This is a genomic window from Pseudomonas sp. S35 (assembly GCF_009866765.1).
GTDB lineage: Bacteria > Pseudomonadota > Gammaproteobacteria > Pseudomonadales > Pseudomonadaceae > Aquipseudomonas.
Window position 1 is genome coordinate 494,746 of sequence record NZ_CP019431.1, and the last position, 15,157, is coordinate 509,902.

The 15,157-nt window shown below is 64.4% G+C and carries 16 protein-coding genes; all 16 read right to left on the reverse strand.

Features of this window, described 5'->3' with window-relative positions; genetic code table 11:
* Window positions 1–17 precede the first annotated feature (17 nt).
* From PspS35_RS02110 to PspS35_RS02185, 16 genes are read right to left on the reverse strand one after another with little or no spacing between them, the layout of a single operon-like run.
* Window positions 18–1,244 (reverse strand): beta-ketoacyl-ACP synthase, encoded by a 1,227-nt coding sequence (locus tag PspS35_RS02110; RefSeq protein WP_159932568.1) that lies wholly within the window; start codon window positions 1,242–1,244, stop codon window positions 18–20.
* Window positions 1,244–1,972 (reverse strand): 3-ketoacyl-ACP reductase FabG2, encoded by a 729-nt coding sequence (locus tag PspS35_RS02115; RefSeq protein ID WP_159932569.1) that lies wholly within the window; start codon window positions 1,970–1,972, stop codon window positions 1,244–1,246. The genes PspS35_RS02110 and PspS35_RS02115 overlap by 1 nt, the downstream gene beginning before the upstream one ends.
* Entirely contained in the window at window positions 1,969–2,430 is a 462-nt protein-coding gene (locus PspS35_RS02120) for a hotdog family protein (RefSeq protein ID WP_159932570.1), read from the reverse strand. The genes PspS35_RS02115 and PspS35_RS02120 overlap by 4 nt, the downstream gene beginning before the upstream one ends.
* Complete coding sequence (locus PspS35_RS02125; protein ID WP_159932571.1) at window positions 2,427–3,593, reverse strand: beta-ketoacyl-[acyl-carrier-protein] synthase family protein; 1,167 nt, start codon at window positions 3,591–3,593, stop codon at window positions 2,427–2,429. Before PspS35_RS02125 ends, PspS35_RS02120 begins: the two co-directional genes overlap by 4 nt.
* Entirely contained in the window at window positions 3,590–4,072 is a 483-nt protein-coding gene (locus PspS35_RS02130) for a DUF3261 domain-containing protein (protein ID WP_159932572.1), read from the reverse strand. The genes PspS35_RS02125 and PspS35_RS02130 overlap by 4 nt, the downstream gene beginning before the upstream one ends.
* Window positions 4,069–4,803: a class I SAM-dependent methyltransferase gene (locus tag PspS35_RS02135; protein WP_159932573.1), complete on the reverse strand. Its 735-nt coding sequence runs from the start codon at window positions 4,801–4,803 to the stop codon at window positions 4,069–4,071. The genes PspS35_RS02130 and PspS35_RS02135 overlap by 4 nt, the downstream gene beginning before the upstream one ends.
* Window positions 4,800–6,047: an NAD(P)/FAD-dependent oxidoreductase gene (locus PspS35_RS02140; RefSeq protein WP_159932574.1), complete on the reverse strand. Its 1,248-nt coding sequence runs from the start codon at window positions 6,045–6,047 to the stop codon at window positions 4,800–4,802. Before PspS35_RS02140 ends, PspS35_RS02135 begins: the two co-directional genes overlap by 4 nt.
* A gap of 33 nt (window positions 6,048–6,080) precedes the next feature.
* On the reverse strand, window positions 6,081–8,393 hold the full coding sequence (locus tag PspS35_RS02145) for an MMPL family transporter (RefSeq protein ID WP_159932575.1): 2,313 nt from the start codon (window positions 8,391–8,393) through the stop codon (window positions 6,081–6,083).
* Window positions 8,383–9,093, reverse strand: coding sequence for an outer membrane lipoprotein carrier protein LolA (locus PspS35_RS02150; protein ID WP_238785968.1), 711 nt, complete (start codon window positions 9,091–9,093; stop codon window positions 8,383–8,385). The genes PspS35_RS02145 and PspS35_RS02150 overlap by 11 nt, the downstream gene beginning before the upstream one ends.
* Complete coding sequence (locus PspS35_RS02155) at window positions 9,090–9,515, reverse strand: acyl-CoA thioesterase (RefSeq protein WP_159932576.1); 426 nt, start codon at window positions 9,513–9,515, stop codon at window positions 9,090–9,092. Before PspS35_RS02155 ends, PspS35_RS02150 begins: the two co-directional genes overlap by 4 nt.
* Complete coding sequence (locus tag PspS35_RS02160) at window positions 9,508–11,049, reverse strand: aromatic amino acid ammonia-lyase (RefSeq protein WP_159932577.1); 1,542 nt, start codon at window positions 11,047–11,049, stop codon at window positions 9,508–9,510. The genes PspS35_RS02155 and PspS35_RS02160 overlap by 8 nt, the downstream gene beginning before the upstream one ends.
* On the reverse strand, window positions 11,033–11,968 hold the full coding sequence (locus PspS35_RS02165) for a glycosyl transferase (RefSeq protein WP_159932578.1): 936 nt from the start codon (window positions 11,966–11,968) through the stop codon (window positions 11,033–11,035). The genes PspS35_RS02160 and PspS35_RS02165 overlap by 17 nt, the downstream gene beginning before the upstream one ends.
* On the reverse strand, window positions 11,965–12,699 hold the full coding sequence (locus PspS35_RS02170) for a glycosyltransferase family 2 protein (protein ID WP_159932579.1): 735 nt from the start codon (window positions 12,697–12,699) through the stop codon (window positions 11,965–11,967). The genes PspS35_RS02165 and PspS35_RS02170 overlap by 4 nt, the downstream gene beginning before the upstream one ends.
* Window positions 12,692–14,362: an acyl-CoA synthetase family protein gene (locus PspS35_RS02175; protein ID WP_159932580.1), complete on the reverse strand. Its 1,671-nt coding sequence runs from the start codon at window positions 14,360–14,362 to the stop codon at window positions 12,692–12,694. Before PspS35_RS02175 ends, PspS35_RS02170 begins: the two co-directional genes overlap by 8 nt.
* A complete protein-coding gene (locus PspS35_RS02180) occupies window positions 14,359–14,904 on the reverse strand; it encodes a hypothetical protein (protein ID WP_159932581.1) in 546 nt (181 codons plus the stop codon). Before PspS35_RS02180 ends, PspS35_RS02175 begins: the two co-directional genes overlap by 4 nt.
* The gene (locus tag PspS35_RS02185) at window positions 14,901–15,155 is read right to left on the reverse strand and encodes an acyl carrier protein (RefSeq protein ID WP_159932582.1); all 255 of its coding nucleotides are present in this window, start codon (window positions 15,153–15,155) and stop codon (window positions 14,901–14,903) included. The genes PspS35_RS02180 and PspS35_RS02185 overlap by 4 nt, the downstream gene beginning before the upstream one ends.
* Between the last annotated feature and the right edge of the window lie 2 nt (window positions 15,156–15,157).

A 15,157-nucleotide genomic window follows, 5' to 3' on the forward strand; every position in this document is an offset into this window, starting at 1 on the left:
TCCAATCGATTAAAAAGTCAGGACCAGCGGCGGAAGATCAGCGACGTATTCACGCCGCCAAAGGCAAAGTTGTTGTTCATCACGTAGTCGTTGTGCATCTCGCGAAATTCACCTTGCAGGTAATCCAGCTCGCCGCATTGCGGGTCGACTGAATCGAGGTTGAAGGTGTGCACGTACTGGTTGCGGTTCATCATCTCGATGCTGAACCACGACTCCAACGCACCGCAGGCCCCAAGGGTATGGCCGAGGAAGCTTTTCTGCGAGCTGATGGGCATGCGGCTGCCGAACAGGCTGCTGGTGGCCAGGGTCTCGGCGATGTCACCTTGATCGGTGGCAGTGCCGTGACCGTTGACGTAGCCGATGGCGGACGGTTCCAGCCCGGCATCTTCCAGGGCCAGTTCCATAGCGCGGCGCATGGTTTTCTGTTCGGGGCGGGTGGTGTGCTGCCCATCGGCGTTGCTGCCAAAGCCGACCAGTTCGGCATGGATATGCGCACCGCGCGCCAGGGCATGTTCCAACTCTTCCAGCACCAACATGCCGCCGCCTTCGCCGATCACCAGGCCATCGCGGCCGCTGTCGTAGGGGCGCGGGCTGGTCTGCGGCGCGTCGTTTTTCAGGCTGGTGGCGTAGAGCGCGTCGAACACCATAGCTTCGGTGGGGCACAGCTCCTCGGCGCCGCCGGCGAGCATTAGCGGCAGGCGGCCGAACTTGATTGCCTCATAGGCGTAGCCGATGCCCTGGCTGCCGCTGGTGCAGGCGCTGGAGGTGGGGATCAAACGCCCGGTCAGGCCAAAAAAGATGCTGATATTCGCCGCCGTGGTGTGCGGCATCATGCGCACGTAGGAGTTGGCGTTGAGCCCCTCGGCCACCGAGTTGAGCAGCATGTTGCCGAACGCCTTGATCTCGTCGGTGCTGCCGGTGGATGAGCCACACGCCACGCCCATGCGGCCGTCCTTGATCGATTCGTCACCGAGCAAACCAGCGTCCTTGAGCGCCTGCTCCGCCGCCCACACCGCCAGGCGCGAGACGCGGCCCATGCTGCGCAATTGCTTGCGGGTCCAATGGGCGGGTACCACGAAATCATCGATGGGCCCGGCCAGGCGAGTGTTCAGCTCGGTGAAGCGGTCCCACTCGTCCATGCGCCGGATACCGCTGCGGTTGGCGCGGAAGTTGGCCGAGATGGTCGCCCAATCGCCGCCCAGGGAAGTCATGCCGGCCATGCCGGTGACGACTACACGTTTCATCAGCACAGGCCCCCGTTCACGGCCAGGACCTGGCGGGTGATATAGCCGGCTTCAGCCGACATCAGGAAATTCACCGCACCGGCGACTTCTTCCGGGGTGCCCATGCGCTGTGCCGGGATCATTTTCATCAATTCTTCCACCGGTACGTTCTCATCCAGCATGGCCGTGTCGATCAGCCCTGGCGCCACGCAGTTGACGGTAATCTTGCGCTTGCCCAGCTCGATGGCGAGGGCCTTGGCGGCGCCGATCAGGCCGGCTTTCGATGCGCTGTAATTGACCTGGCCGCGATTGCCGATCAGCCCCGACACCGAGGTAATGCACACGATACGCCCGGCTGCGCGACGGCGGATCATCGGCATCATCACCGGGTGCAGTACGTTGTAGAAACCGTCCAGGTTGGTGCGCATCACCACGTCCCAATCGTCTTGCGACAGGGCCGGGAACGCGCCGTCACGGGTCAGGCCGGCATTGAGCACCACGCCGTAGTAGGCGCCATGCTGTTCAACATCCGCCTCGAGGATTGCCTTGCACGCTGCACGATCCGCCACGTCGAATTGCAGCACCCGTGCCGTACGGCCAAGGGCTTGGATCTCGACCTGCACCGCGTCGGCTTCGGCACGACCGCTGCGGCAATGCAGCACGATGTCATGCCCGGCCTGGGCCAGGCGCAAGGCAATGGCGCGGCCGATGCCACGGCTGGAGCCGGTGACCAGTACAGGTTCAGTCATGGCGTTTCGTCCTTCGATTCATCTAAATAATTGGCCGCCTGGGGCGGTCGAAATACATTCAAGCGGGCGCTGGCGTGGATACCATCACCGGTCAGGTGGCATTCGAACACACCCATGCCGTTGTCGTCTTCCAGGGAGCGCAAGCCGTGGATGCTCAACTCGGTGCCTGCGGGGAAGTGCGCCACGTTGCACTCGAACTTACGTGTGCCCAACAGGAAACCCAGTTCCACCGCTTCGCCTTTTTGGCGCGCGCGGCAACCGGCATAGGCGGCCACGCTCTGCGCCATCAACTCGACGCCGACCCAGGCTGGCAGGCTGCCGTCGGCTTGGTTGAACAGGCCGCCGGGCTTGACGGTCGTGCGGGTGTGAATCTGCTCTTCATCGAACGACAGCACCTGGTCGATCAGGATCATGTCGCCGGCGTGGGGCAGTAGTTCGGCGAGTGGCCAATCGCTCATGGGGCCTCTCCGATAATCAGGCTGACGTTATTGCCACCGAAGGCAAACGAGTTGCTCATCAGGCAGGGTTTTTCCAAGGTGTCGCCACTGCGTGCCCATTGCAAGGCGGGCAACGCGGGGTCGGGCTGACCGTCCCAGACATGGGGTGGCAGCCGGCCGTGGGTGAGGCTCAGCCAGCAAAACGCCGCTTCCAATGCACCGGCTGCGCCCAGGGTATGGCCGCTCATGGGTTTGGTCGATGAGCAAGGCACGCCTTGGGGAAACAGGCTGGCGACGGCCAGGCTTTCCATCGCGTCGTTGTGCTGGGTGGCGGTGCCGTGCAGGTTCAGATAACCGATCTGCTCGGGCATCAGCTTTGCACTGGCCAGGGCCTTGCGCATTGCCTGCAACGCGCCTTTGCCGGTCGGCTCCGGCGCAGAGATATGGTGCGCATCGCAACTGGCGCCGCTGCCCAGCAGAGCAATCGGCGCGGGTGCTTTGCTCATCACGAACAATACCGCCGCTTCGCCGATATTGATGCCGTTGCGGTTCGCCGAAAACGGATTGCAACGCTCGCTGGATACCGCATCCAGCGCGCTGAACCCATTGAGTGTCAGCTTGCACAGGCTGTCCACGCCGCCGCAGATCACGGCATCGCACACGCCCAGGTCGAGCAGGCGTTGGGCACTCATCAGCGCACGGGCGCTGGACGTGCAGGCGGTGGAGATCACGTAGGCCGGGCCGCTCAGTTGCAGCCAGTCGGCGAGGAAGTTCGCCGGGGCGCTGAGCTCCTGTTGCTGGTAGTCGTAGTCGCCGGGGAACTGATGATCGCGCAGGTATAGGGCAATGCCGCGGCTGGCTTCGTCGATGCCCGAGGTGCTGGTGCCCAGCACAATGCCGACCCGCGAGGCGCCGTAGGTGTGGATCGCCTGGCGAATCTGGCCTTCGATCTGCATCGCGGCTTCCAGCAACAGTTGGTTATTGCGGCTGCTCTGCTGGCCGAGTTCCACCGGGATGGTCGCCAGCTCGCCGGGCACACCGGCCACCGGCAGTACGCGTTCGGGCACCCAGCCACTGTCGGCACGCATGCCTGAGCAGTCCCCGGCAAACAGGCTGCGGCTGACATGCGCCTGGCCACGGCCGAGGGCGCAGATCACGCCGAGTGCATTGAGGTAAGCGGTCATTGGGCGGCACCGAGCGGCGTGACGCGGTAGCTCAGCGGCTGGCCGCTCATGTTCACGCTGAATACTTCTGAGGACTGATAGACGATCTGCCAATGCCCCGGCAGGGTGCGCGTAAGGTCCCTCGCCTGGGCGCCAGGGTAATTTGCACGCACCTCGTCTGCCGAGGCCAGGGCAAACAGCAGCGCGGCGAACAGTTCCCGCGCCTGGGGGTTGGGCGGCAGCAAGCCGTCGGCCTGCCACTGGCCATTGATCAGCTTTTGACGCGCCTGGGGGATGCCCAGCGGGTCCATCATCGACCAGCGGATTGCGCCGTCTTCGCGCTGGATCACCAGCAACCAATCCTGGCTCTGGCCGTCTGCCAGGCGCTGCACGTGCAATTGCATCGGCAACGCCAACGCGGGTGTTTTTTGCGGCAGCGGCGGCTGGCTGGCGCAGGCGCTCAGCAGCAACAGGCAAGCGATCAACAGGCTACGTATCATGGTGCGGCGCTCGCCAGGGGCTTGCGGGCCACGCAGTTGACCAGGGTTTCCTCACGCTGGCCCGCTGGCGGCGGGTTGCGCAGGCCCCAGCGTTCCAACAGGCCGAAGTCGCTGGAGCGGCTCCACCAAAGGTACGGGTACGAGACGTTCTGCGGGCCGAATTCAAAGCCCTGCTCGCGGAGCATCTCCAGGTATTCGTCGGCGCTTTTCTGCACATGCATGGGGTGACGGAACAGCCAGCGAATCACCCAGGTGTCGATATAGGCTTCGGTGGATTCGGCAAACAGCAGGTAGCCGCCCGGTTTGAGCACGCGGTAAAACTCGTTGAGTGCGCGATGCTGTTCGACCAGGTGATGAAAGGTCTGGTGGCAGAACAGGATGTCGACGCTTTCGTCCGGCACATCGAGGGTCGCGCAGTCGCTGCCGATCAGCTCGATGGCCAGGCCCTGGCGCTCGGCTTCGGCCTTGCTCAGCGCCAGGCTGTGGGGGTCGGCATCCAGGCCGATCAGGCGCTCGGGGGCGAACACCTGCTGCAAGTATTGGAACGACTTGCCCTGGCCGCAACCGGCGTCCAGCAGCACCGGCGCTTCGGGCAGCGGGTCGGTGAACAGGCTGCGCAGGTCGTTGATCGCCACGCGCAGCACGTGGTGCTGCCAGGTGTGGCTGCGCAGGAACCAGAAGCCGAACTTCGTCTCTTCGACGTAGTTTTTACTCAGGTATTGAGACGTCATACCGGCTCACTCGCACAAATCTCCGACAGCATCCGCAACCGCCGCTTGGGCTCGCTGACAAACGGGTTGCGCTCGTCCCACGCGTAGCCGGCGAGGATCGAGCTGATCATCCGGCGAATCTCCGGCGAACTGTCCGGGTGGAAGATCACGTCCTGGAACGTCCCCGCGTACCAGCCCTCGACGTAGCAACGGAACGTGTCGACACCGCGCTTGAGTGGCTCGGCAAACTCGGTTTGCCAGTCCACCGTCGCGCCATTGAGCTGACGGTCCAGCAGGCTGGCCGCCATGCTGGCCGAGCGCATGGCGATGGTCACGCCGGAGGAGAACACCGGGTCGAGGAATTCCGCCGCATTGCCCAGCAACGCAAAGCCTGGGCCGTGCAGGGTTTTGACGTTGGCCGAGTAGCCGCCGATGGTGCGCGCCGGGGTATCCCACACGGCGTTGTGCAGCACGGTGGACAGGCTTGGGGTCTCGTCGATAAAACTGCGCAGGCAGGCGTCGAGGTCGGTGTCGCGGCCGTCAAAATGCTCCTTGGCCGCGACCACGCCCACCGAGCACCGGCCATTGCTGAACGGGATGGTCCAGAACCAGATGTCGCGCTTTGTAGGATGGGTGGTCACGAGGATCTTGGTGCGGTCGAAACCCGGGTGTTCGATGCGGTCTTCAACGTGGGTGAACACCGCCTGGCGCACTGGGAAATTCGACGGTGCTTCCAAGTCCAGCAGGCGCGGCAGCACACGGCCGTAGCCGCTGGCGTCGAGCACGAACTTGGCTTTGAGGTGGTACTCGCTGCCGTTCTCACGGCGTACATGCAGGTAGCGGCAGGCGCCTGCGAAATCCACGCCGACGATGGTTTCGCCATAGCGGATTTCCACGCCTTGCTTCGCTGCCTGATCGGCCAGCAACTTGTCGAACTCGCCGCGTTGCACCTGGAAGGTGGTCGGCTTGCCGTTGCTGAAGGTGTCGCTGAAATCAAAGGCGCTGTAGCGCTCGCCCCAGGCGAAGGCGGCACCGGTTTTCACCTGGAAACCCGCGGCCTGTACGGCGTCGAGCATGCCGGCTTCTTCAATAAAGTCGATGCAGTGGGACAGCAGGCTTTCGCCAATCGAGAACCGCGGGAAATGCTGGCGCTCGATGATCAATACATCATGCCCTTTGCGCTTGAGCAGCGCGGCGGCGATGGCACCGGACGGACCGGCACCGATTACAACCACCTGGCGACGTTCCATTTCAACTGTGGGCACGAGGGCTCCTTGCCGCATTGGCGATAATCACATTCATAAGGCGTGTTTCTGTTGGCCGGCCCAGGGCGCCAGCATAAAGCTGAACGCCAGGCCCAGGCTGACCGACAGGCCGAAATTACTCACAGCCGGCGTACTCGACACCGCCAGCAGGCCGAACGACAACCAGGTCGTCAGCGCCGCCAGCAGCGTGCCCAACAGGCTGACGGCCGCGCCGCCGATCTGTTCGCGCATCAAGATCGCGTAGTCGACGCTGATCGCCGTCACCAGCAGCAAACCGAACAGGCTGAACAAGGTCAGCGGCTGGCCCAGCCAACCGAGGCTGGCCAGGCTGCATAACGCGGCCAGCAGTGGCAGCGCGACGATGCGCAGGGCGCCGCCGAAGCCGAACGGCAGGATCAGCAGCAACACGATCAGCACACACGACATCAATTTCAATTCGGCTGCGCTGATCTGCGTCGCGGCAAACACGCGGTTCAAATCACCCAGGCGATCGACCAATTGCACGCCGGGCAAATCCACGGCTTGCACCCGCAGCAGCGCCGGGTTGTTCAAGCCTTGCAGGCTGACCATCGCCGCCACGCCGCCGTCCACCGGGCCGAGCCACAGTGTGCGCCAAGGCTCGGCCAATGGGCCCAGCAGCGCGGCGTCGATGTCTTCGGTGGGCAGCGCTTGCAACTGCGCGACTTCGGCCTGCAGCGCGCTGGCCGGTACGCCGAGGTCCAGCAGCGGCTGCCAATGCTGTGGCAGCGCGTTCAGGGCATCGCGCAGTTGTTGCTGCTCGGCCGGCAGGTTGACCAGTTGATTGAGCGCCAGGTAACCCTGGAGCTTGTCCATGTTCACCAGTTGATCCAGGCGCTGGCCCAGCGCGGCCTGGCGCTCCAGCAACTGCTGTTGATTCTCGGCACGCACCAGGAAGAACTGGCTGGTGGGCTGGAAGCCGGTAATGCGCGCCACGGCCTGGGCCTCTTGCAGCAACTGCGGCGGCGCGCCGATCCACTGGCGGATATCGTTTTTGCTGTTGAGCTGCCACAGGCCACCGGCGCAAAACAGCAGCAGCAGCGCCAGCAATACCGGGCTGCAGACACGCTTGAGCAGGGCGGCGCGCAACAGCCACAGGCACTCGGCGATACGCAGCGGCCAGTGCGCCGGGCGCAGCTCGACGCCCTTGAGCAACGCCGGCAACAGGCAGACGGCCGACAGGTACGCGCCGACCAACCCGGCAGCGGAGAAGACCGCGATCTGGGTCAGCGCCGGGAACGGCGTCCAGGCCAGCGCCAGGTAGCCGATGCAACTGGTGGCCAGGCTCAGGCTCAGCCCCGGCAGGGTCAGGCGCAATGCCGGCCAACTGCGCCACGGCTTGAGGCTCCAGCTTTTCGACAGGTAATGCAGCGGGTAATCCACTGCCACGCCGATCAGGCTGGAACCGAGCACCAACGTCATCACATGCATATGGCCAAACAGCGCCACGCAGGCCACCGCACCAAACAGCATGCCCACCAGCACCGGTACGAAGGCCAGCAGCACGCGCCAGCGACGGAACGCCAGCAGCAGCAACAGCAGGATGCCCACGGTCGCGCCGCCGCCGACCCAGGTGATTTCCCGGGTGGCCTGCTGCTGACCATTGGCGGCGTACAACAAACCGCTGGCGGCCAGCAGCTGCGCACCGTGTTCGCCGGCCTGTTCACGACTGGCCTGGAGCAAGTCCGCCACTTGCAGCGGCAGTTTCATATCGAAGGCATTGCCGGTGGTGCGCGCACGCAGCAGCACCCAGCTTTTGCCGTCCGCCTCGGCGATCAACGCGCCGCTGCCGATATCCAACTGCACCGCACCGCGTTGCGGTTGGCTGTTCTGGATACGCCCGGTCAGGCCCAGCCAGTCGTCCTGGCTGGGCACCAGGCTGAAGCCGGTGAACGGGTCGAACAGCGCTTGTACGCGCTGCTGGATAAACGCGTCGGGGTGTTCGATCAGTTGCTCGCGGTCCTTGGCTGACAGCATCGCCAGGCGGCCGCGCAGCAATTGCTCACGCAGTGCGGGCAGGTCGGCTTGCAGGTTCCACTGCACCTTTTCAAACAGGCCGCTGGCCTGCCAGTGCTCGCCCAACTGTTGCGCCGTGGCCACTGCCTGCTGGCGGTCGGTATGCCCCACCAGCACCAGCATCTCGCGGTTCAACGGTTCCTGCATGCGTTGTTCGGCTTGCAGTTCCAGGGCGTCCGGCGTGCTGCCCGGCACCAGTTCCATCAGGTTGGCCGACAGCGGTGCGCCGTGGCGCCATTGCCAGCCGGCCAGGGCCAGCACGGCCACCAGCAGGGTCAGGAACAGGCGCGGCAGCAGACGCTCACTGGGCAAAGTCGTGTTGCTCCGCGTCGCTCAACGGTTGTTCGGCGGTGCTGTCCTGCATGCGCAAAACGGTGCTGTCGCCTTGGGTTTCCAGCAGTTCGATGGTGTGTACCAGCTCGCCACCGTCGATGTTGATCTGGTTGAACACTTGCTTGAGTAGCAACGAGCGTGGGATCAGCGTCAGCTTCCATTGCTTGGCCTCGCCTTGCAGCTGCAGCTCGAAGTCCCGTTGCAAGCCGCTGCTGTCGCCCTGGAGCACGGCGAGGAACAATCGATTCTGCTCGGCCCCGGCGCTCTTGCTTGGCAGGGATTGCCAGCCATTGGCGTCACGCCGGGCGATGCCTTGGGCGCTGATGCGGTAGTCCTGTTGTAATGGGGTTTTGAGCAGCCACAGCAGGCCGTGGTCCTTGGCGAGGACGAAGGTGCCTTTGCTGACCAAGGGCTGTGGCAAGGCACGCAGGTGTTTTTCCTGGGTGAAACTGCCGTGGATCACGGAGGGTTTTGCCAATTGATCGCTCAACTGCTGCAAGTCGAAAGCGTGGGCCAGGCCTGGAATGCAAATCGACAGAACGAACGCGATCAATGTGGGAGCGGCGGTGCGACGATTCGACTTGCCCGCGAAGAACTTGAGGGCGCCGCGTAGTGTCAGGCGCCCCGCGTTATCGTTAACGTCCATCGCGGGCAAGCCCGCTTCCACAGGGCATCTCATTTCAAGGCTCTCTCTACGGCGTCAGTGAATATTTTTGGCGAGGCCAACTGCATCTCGCGGCTGGCCATCTCCACCGCCACTTGCACGGTCGTGGCGCGGGTCAAGCGCTCGCCGCTGGCCAGGTCGGTAATCAGGTAGTTGACCTTCAAACGGTTCTGCCATTCCACCAGGCTGGCGCGCACGTTGATGGTCTGGCCAAAGATCGCGCCGCGTACATAACGCAGTTGCATGTCGATTACCGGCCAGGCGTAGCCGGCTTCGAGCATCGCCGTGTAGTTGTGGCCGATCTTGTCCAGCAGCGCGCAGCGTGCCACTTCCAGGTACTTCACGTAATGCCCGTGCCACACCACGTTCATGGTGTCGACGTCGAAAAACGGCACCAGGATTTGCGTGTCGCTGTGCAGTACGCCGGGGCTACGCATGCAGCCTCCAGTGTTGCTCGGCGATGCGTTGCAGGCACAGGCGAAGTTCGCCTTCGAGGGCGCGGTCTTCGATCACCGGTGGGAAGTCCTTGGCCAGCGCTGCGTGCATGGCCGCCAAGGCCGGTGGCAACGGGCGTGCATCCTCGGCCTGGGCACGCAGCCACACGCCTTGGTTGGCGGCGAGCAAGGTGGCGGCGGCGACCTGTTCGGTCAGCTCCAGCACGCGGATCGCATCGCGGGCGGCGATGGTGCCCATGCTGACTTTGTCCTGGTTATGGCATTCGGTGGAGCGCGAAAACACACTGGCCGGCATGGTGTTTTTCAACGCTTCGGCGGTCCAGGCACTGGTGCCGATCTGCACGGCCTTGAAGCCGTGATTGATCATGGCGCGGTCGGCGGGGGCGCCGGACAGGTTGCTTGGCAGGCCGTGGTTGTAACGCACGTCTACCAACAGCGCGAGCTGGCGGTCGAGCAGGTCGGCGACGTTGGCCACCAGGGTCTTGAGGCTGTCCATAGCGAAGGCGATATGCCCGCCGTAGAAGTGCCCGCCGTGCAGCACGCGTTCTTCTTCGGCGTCGATGATCGGGTTGTCGTTGGCGCTGTTCAGTTCGATCTCGATAAACGAACGCAGCCAGTTCAGGCTGTCGGCCAGCACGCCGAGCACATGCGGGGCGCAGCGCAGGGAGTAGCGATCCTGCAAGCGGTGCAGCGGCGCGGTCGGCGCATCAATCGCCAGATCCTTGCGCAGCCAGGCGGCGACTTGCATCTGCCCAGGGTGCGGTTTGGCGGCGAACAGGCGTTCGTCGAAGTGCTCCGGGTTGCCTTGCAGCGCGACCACGTTCAGGGCGGTGATGCGCGTGGCCAGTTGCAGCAGGTAGTCGGCGCGGGCGAAGGCCAGGCAAGCGAGGCCAGTCATCACGGCGGTGCCGTTCATCAGCGCCAGCGCCTCCTTGGGACGCAAGACCAGCGGGTCCCAGCCCAGTTCGCGATGCACATCGCCAGCCTGGCGGCGTTCGCCACGGAACATCACTTCGCGCTCTCCGGACAGGGTCGCCGCCACGTAGGACAGCGGCGTCAAGTCGCCGCTGGCGCCCACCGAGCCTTCCTCCGGGATCAGCGGCAGCACGTCGTGTTCCAGGAACGCATGCAGGCGCTCCAGCAGCTCAACACGCACGCCGGAAACGCCGTGGCACAGCGACTGCAAGCGCGCGGCCAGTACGGCGCGGGTGGCCTGGGCGTCGAGCAGCTTGCCCAAGCCGCAACCGTGGAAGGTGTACAGGTGGCGCGGCAGTGCTTCGACGTGCTGCAACGGCACCGCCACCACGCATGAGTCGCCGTAGCCGGTGGTTACGCCGTAGATCACGCCTTCCTTGTCCAGCAGCGAGTCGAGGAACTGCGCGCCCTTGGCGATGCGCTGGCGATACGCCGCATCGCCCTGCAACTGCGTGGGCGCCTGACGGTTGGCCAGGGCCAGCACGTCTTCGATGCGCAGGGGGCGTTCGCCAAAGGTTACCGGCTCAAGATGCGTCGTCATCGGTCTTCCAGAAAGGGTAAAAGTTGAACCATTGTTGGGGCGCTTGCAGGCAGAACTGGCCCAGGCGCGCGGCGTAGCGTGCGGTCCACTGGGCGATGACCTGCTCGCGGGTGCTGCGCTTCCATTCGATAGACTGCGCGAAAGGCTCAATGCTCAGGCGATAACGGCCCTTGTGCTTGAGGCACATCAGCAGGTTGACCGGGCATTTGAGCAGGCCGGCCAGCAGCCACGGGCCTTGGGGGAACGCGGCGTGATGGCCGAGGAAGTCCACGCGCACCGTGCGCCCGCCGTGCAGGGGCACGCGGTCGCCGGCAATCGCCAGCCACTCACCTTCGTCCAGGCGCTGGCTGAGCAGCAACATGGTCGCCGGGTCCAGCTCGCTGACCTGGATCAGGCGCAAATGGGTAGCACCGGCTTCGCCCAGCAGGCGGTTGAATTGTTCAGCATGCTTGGTGTGCACCAGCACGTTCATGGTGACCTGTTCGCCGATCTCCGCCAGCGCGCGGCACACTTCGAGGTTGCCCAGGTGCGCGCCCACCAGCATCTGCCCGCGCTCGCCACGCAGTTGCCCACGCAATTGCGCAGGGTCGTTGATTTCGATCTGTTCCAGGCGCAGCTTGCCGTTCCATACGTCGAGTTTGTCGAGCAGGGCGTCGGCGAAGGCCATGAACTGGGCAAAGACTTTGCGGTGGGAGGGGCGCAGCTCATCGCGCCCGCTCCACTCGGCCAGGCGCTGCTGGTATTGCCAGGCGCTCTGGCGTGCGGTGCGGCCACACAGGAAAAAGTACAACACAATGCCGTACAGCACCGGGCTCAACAGTCGGCGGCCCAGAACCTTGGCGGCGACGGCGGTGAGTTTCATCAGCCAGTAGCTGCCGCGCTCTTGGCGGTCGGCCCAGTGTTTGCTGCTGTCGCTCATGCCTGCCACCGTCGCCACAGAATCATTGGCGCGCGCACCAACATGCCGAAAAACAGCCGGGTGTGCATGGCGCTGATGCGCAGGTTGTCGTGGAACAAGCGAAAGTGCGACAGACCATCGACCGGGTAGTGCACCTGGGTCGGCAGCCAGCGCATCGGCTGGTTGCGCCAGGCCAGGCGCACCAGGATGTCCGAGTCGAAGTCCATGCGCGTGCCGATATAGGCCGAGTCCATCAGCGCCAGCACTGGAACCAGCGGGTACACGCGAAAGCCGCACATGGAGTCGCGAATTTGCAGCGAGAGGGTGTTGATCCATACCCACACATGGGTCAGGTAGCGTGCGTACAGACGGCCTTTGGGCACGCTTTCATCGTATTCGGGGTAGCCGCAGATCACGGCGTCGGGGTGCCTGCGCGAGGTATCGAGGAAGGTCTCGACTTCGCGCAGATCGTGCTGGCCGTCGGCGTCCACTTGCAGGGCATGGGAGTAGCCCAGGCGCGCTGCTTCGCGGAAACCGGCCATCACCGCGCCGCCCTTGCCTTGGTTGTGAGGCAGGGTCAGCAGGGTGACGTTATCCAGGCTCGCCAATTGCGCCAATACCGCCGCGCACGCCGCGCTGCTGCCGTCGTCTACCAGCAGGCACGGCAGGCCGCTGTTCAACAGGCTGCTCACCACGGCGGGCACGGCGGCTTCATGGTTATAGACCGGGATCAGGGCACAGGGCTTATGCATGCTCGGCCACCAATTGGATCCGGCCGCTGGAACACGCCGCGACGCCGTTGCGGTAGGCGAAGTACAGCTTGCCGCGCTCCCGGTCGAAGCGCAGGTGCAGTTCGATACGGTCGCCGGGGCGCACCAGTTGCTGGAACTTGAGCACCTCCATGCCCGCGAAGGTCGGCGGCACGTCGAGCAAGTGTTGGCCGAGGTTGAACGCCCATTCCACCTGCACCACGCCCGGCAGCACCGGGGTGACCGGGAAGTGCCCGCTGAAGTAGGCCAGGTCCGGCGGTACGCTCAGTTGCAGGGTCCATTCGCCATTGGTTTCGACTTGCTCAAGCACTTCCGGCGCTTTCGGTCGGGGTGCCAGCAACAGCGCGGCGACATCCGCCTGGGGCAGTTTGCCCTGGGCATTCAGTGGCAGTTGGCGCAGCAAGCGCCAGCGACGCGGCAAGGCCAGCGCTTCGCAATGCTGGCTCAGGTGCTGGCGCAGGGCTTGAGTCACGTGGCGCCGGCCTTGGTTGCGCAGGGCGTGAAGGCCATCGGCACTCAGCACCACCAGGGCGCCCAGGGACGCGCGGTTCTCCTGCACCACGCCCAGGCGTGTTTCGGCGACCCAGGGGTGGCTCATCAGCGCCTGTTCGAGCATGGGCAGGGAGATGCGTTTTTCTTCCAGCTTGACGATACGGTCCAGGCGGCCAAGCAGCTCGAAGCGGCCATCGGCATGGATGTTTGCCGCGTCGGCAGTCTGCTCGATGTGCCCGGCAGGCAGGTAAGGCGAGGCAATGCGCAGGGCGCCGTCGGCGTCCTGGCTCAGCTGTACGTCGGCGAACGGCTGCCAGGGTTGCGCACCCTGGCGCCAGGCGATGCCGCCGGTTTCCGAGCTGCCGAGGATTTCCGTTGGCCATTGCTGCAAACGGTCGAACAGGCTGTCGGCGGCCTCGGCAGGCAGGGCCCCGCCGGAGGAAAACACCCGTGAAACGCGGCTCAGTGCGGGCCAGTCGAGGTTGTCGCCCATCCGTTTGAGCAGCGCCGGGCTGCCCACCCAGGCGAACTGCGCGTGCTCGCGGCTGGCGCGTTGCACGTCTTCGGGAAATGCCAGTTGCTTGCGCACAAATGTGCGGCCGGCGCACAACGGCCACAGCACGCGGAACAACAGGCCGTAGATATGTTGGGTGGCGACGCTGCCGATGATGCAGGCGCCTTCAAGGTCGGCGCCCCACAGCGTTTCCAGGGCCTCAACTTCGTTGGCCAGTTGGCGCAGGGTTTTGTCGATGCGCTTGGGTTCGCCGCTGGACCCGGAGGTGCACAGGCTCAGTTGGCAGGCATCCAGGTCCAATACTGCCGGGCTCAACGGTGCTTGGTAGAGCGCGTGCAGGTCTGCCGTTTCGACCAGCCAGCCGTCCACGGCATCGGCCCAGCGTTGGCGGGTCTGGGGTTGTAAGTCGGCAGGCAGCAGCACGCTGACCCCGGCGCGCCAGGCGCCCAGCAGGGCAATCGCCATGACCCCGGCGTCTTCCAGGTGCACGGCCAGGCGACGAATGCCGCGCGCTTGCAAGCCCGCAGCCAGGCTGAGGGATTGTTCCCACAACTGGGCGTGATTCATTGCAGGTTCGGTCGTGACCCAACGCTGTTGCAGCGGCTCAAGCAGCAAGTGCTCAAGTTTCAACCCATTCATACGCGGCCTCGAACCCTTTGTCGTACCAGCCATTCCACGGCAAACAACAGCCCCATCAGCCCGTAGGCGATCAGGCCGTTGTACAACGTCCACCAGCTCAGCGGCGCCCATAGGGTGAGGGCGGCGGCGAGCAGGCCATTACACAGAAAAAACGCGCTCCACACTACGGTGACCCGGCGCGTATACACAATTGCATGGGGCGGCAACTCCGGGTCGGTCATGCGGGCCAGGCGCTCGACCATCGGCGGGCCGTATTTCAGGCTCAGGCCAAACAGCGCCAGCATGAACGCGCTGACCAGGCTCGGGTACCAGCGCAACAGGTGCGGGTTGTCGAACCACGCCAGCAACAGGCAAAACACGATTACCGCCAACGCCATCCAGCGACTGCCCGGGCGGCGCGCGCCCGTGAATGCACGCAGCAGCCACAGGCTGCCCAGCAGCAGGCCGAATTGCCACGGTGCAAAGTGCTCGGTGCCGTAATACACCGCAAAGGGGTACAGCAGCCCCGCCAGCAACAGGCCAAGGCCGATCAGTCGGCTCATGCGGCGGGCTGGACCAGGCGGAACACCGCCTCAACCACGTCGTTTACGGTGCGGACCGCCTTGAACTCTTCGGCGGCGATCTTTTTACCGGTCTGGCGCTTTATATGGTCGATCAAGTCGACGGCATCGATGCTGTCGATTTCCAGGTCCTGGTACAGGTTGGCGTCGAGGGTGACGCGCTCCGGGGGGAGTTCAAACAGTTCCACCAAGGCGTCGCGCAGGGTGTTGAAAATATCGTCACGAGTTTGCATGG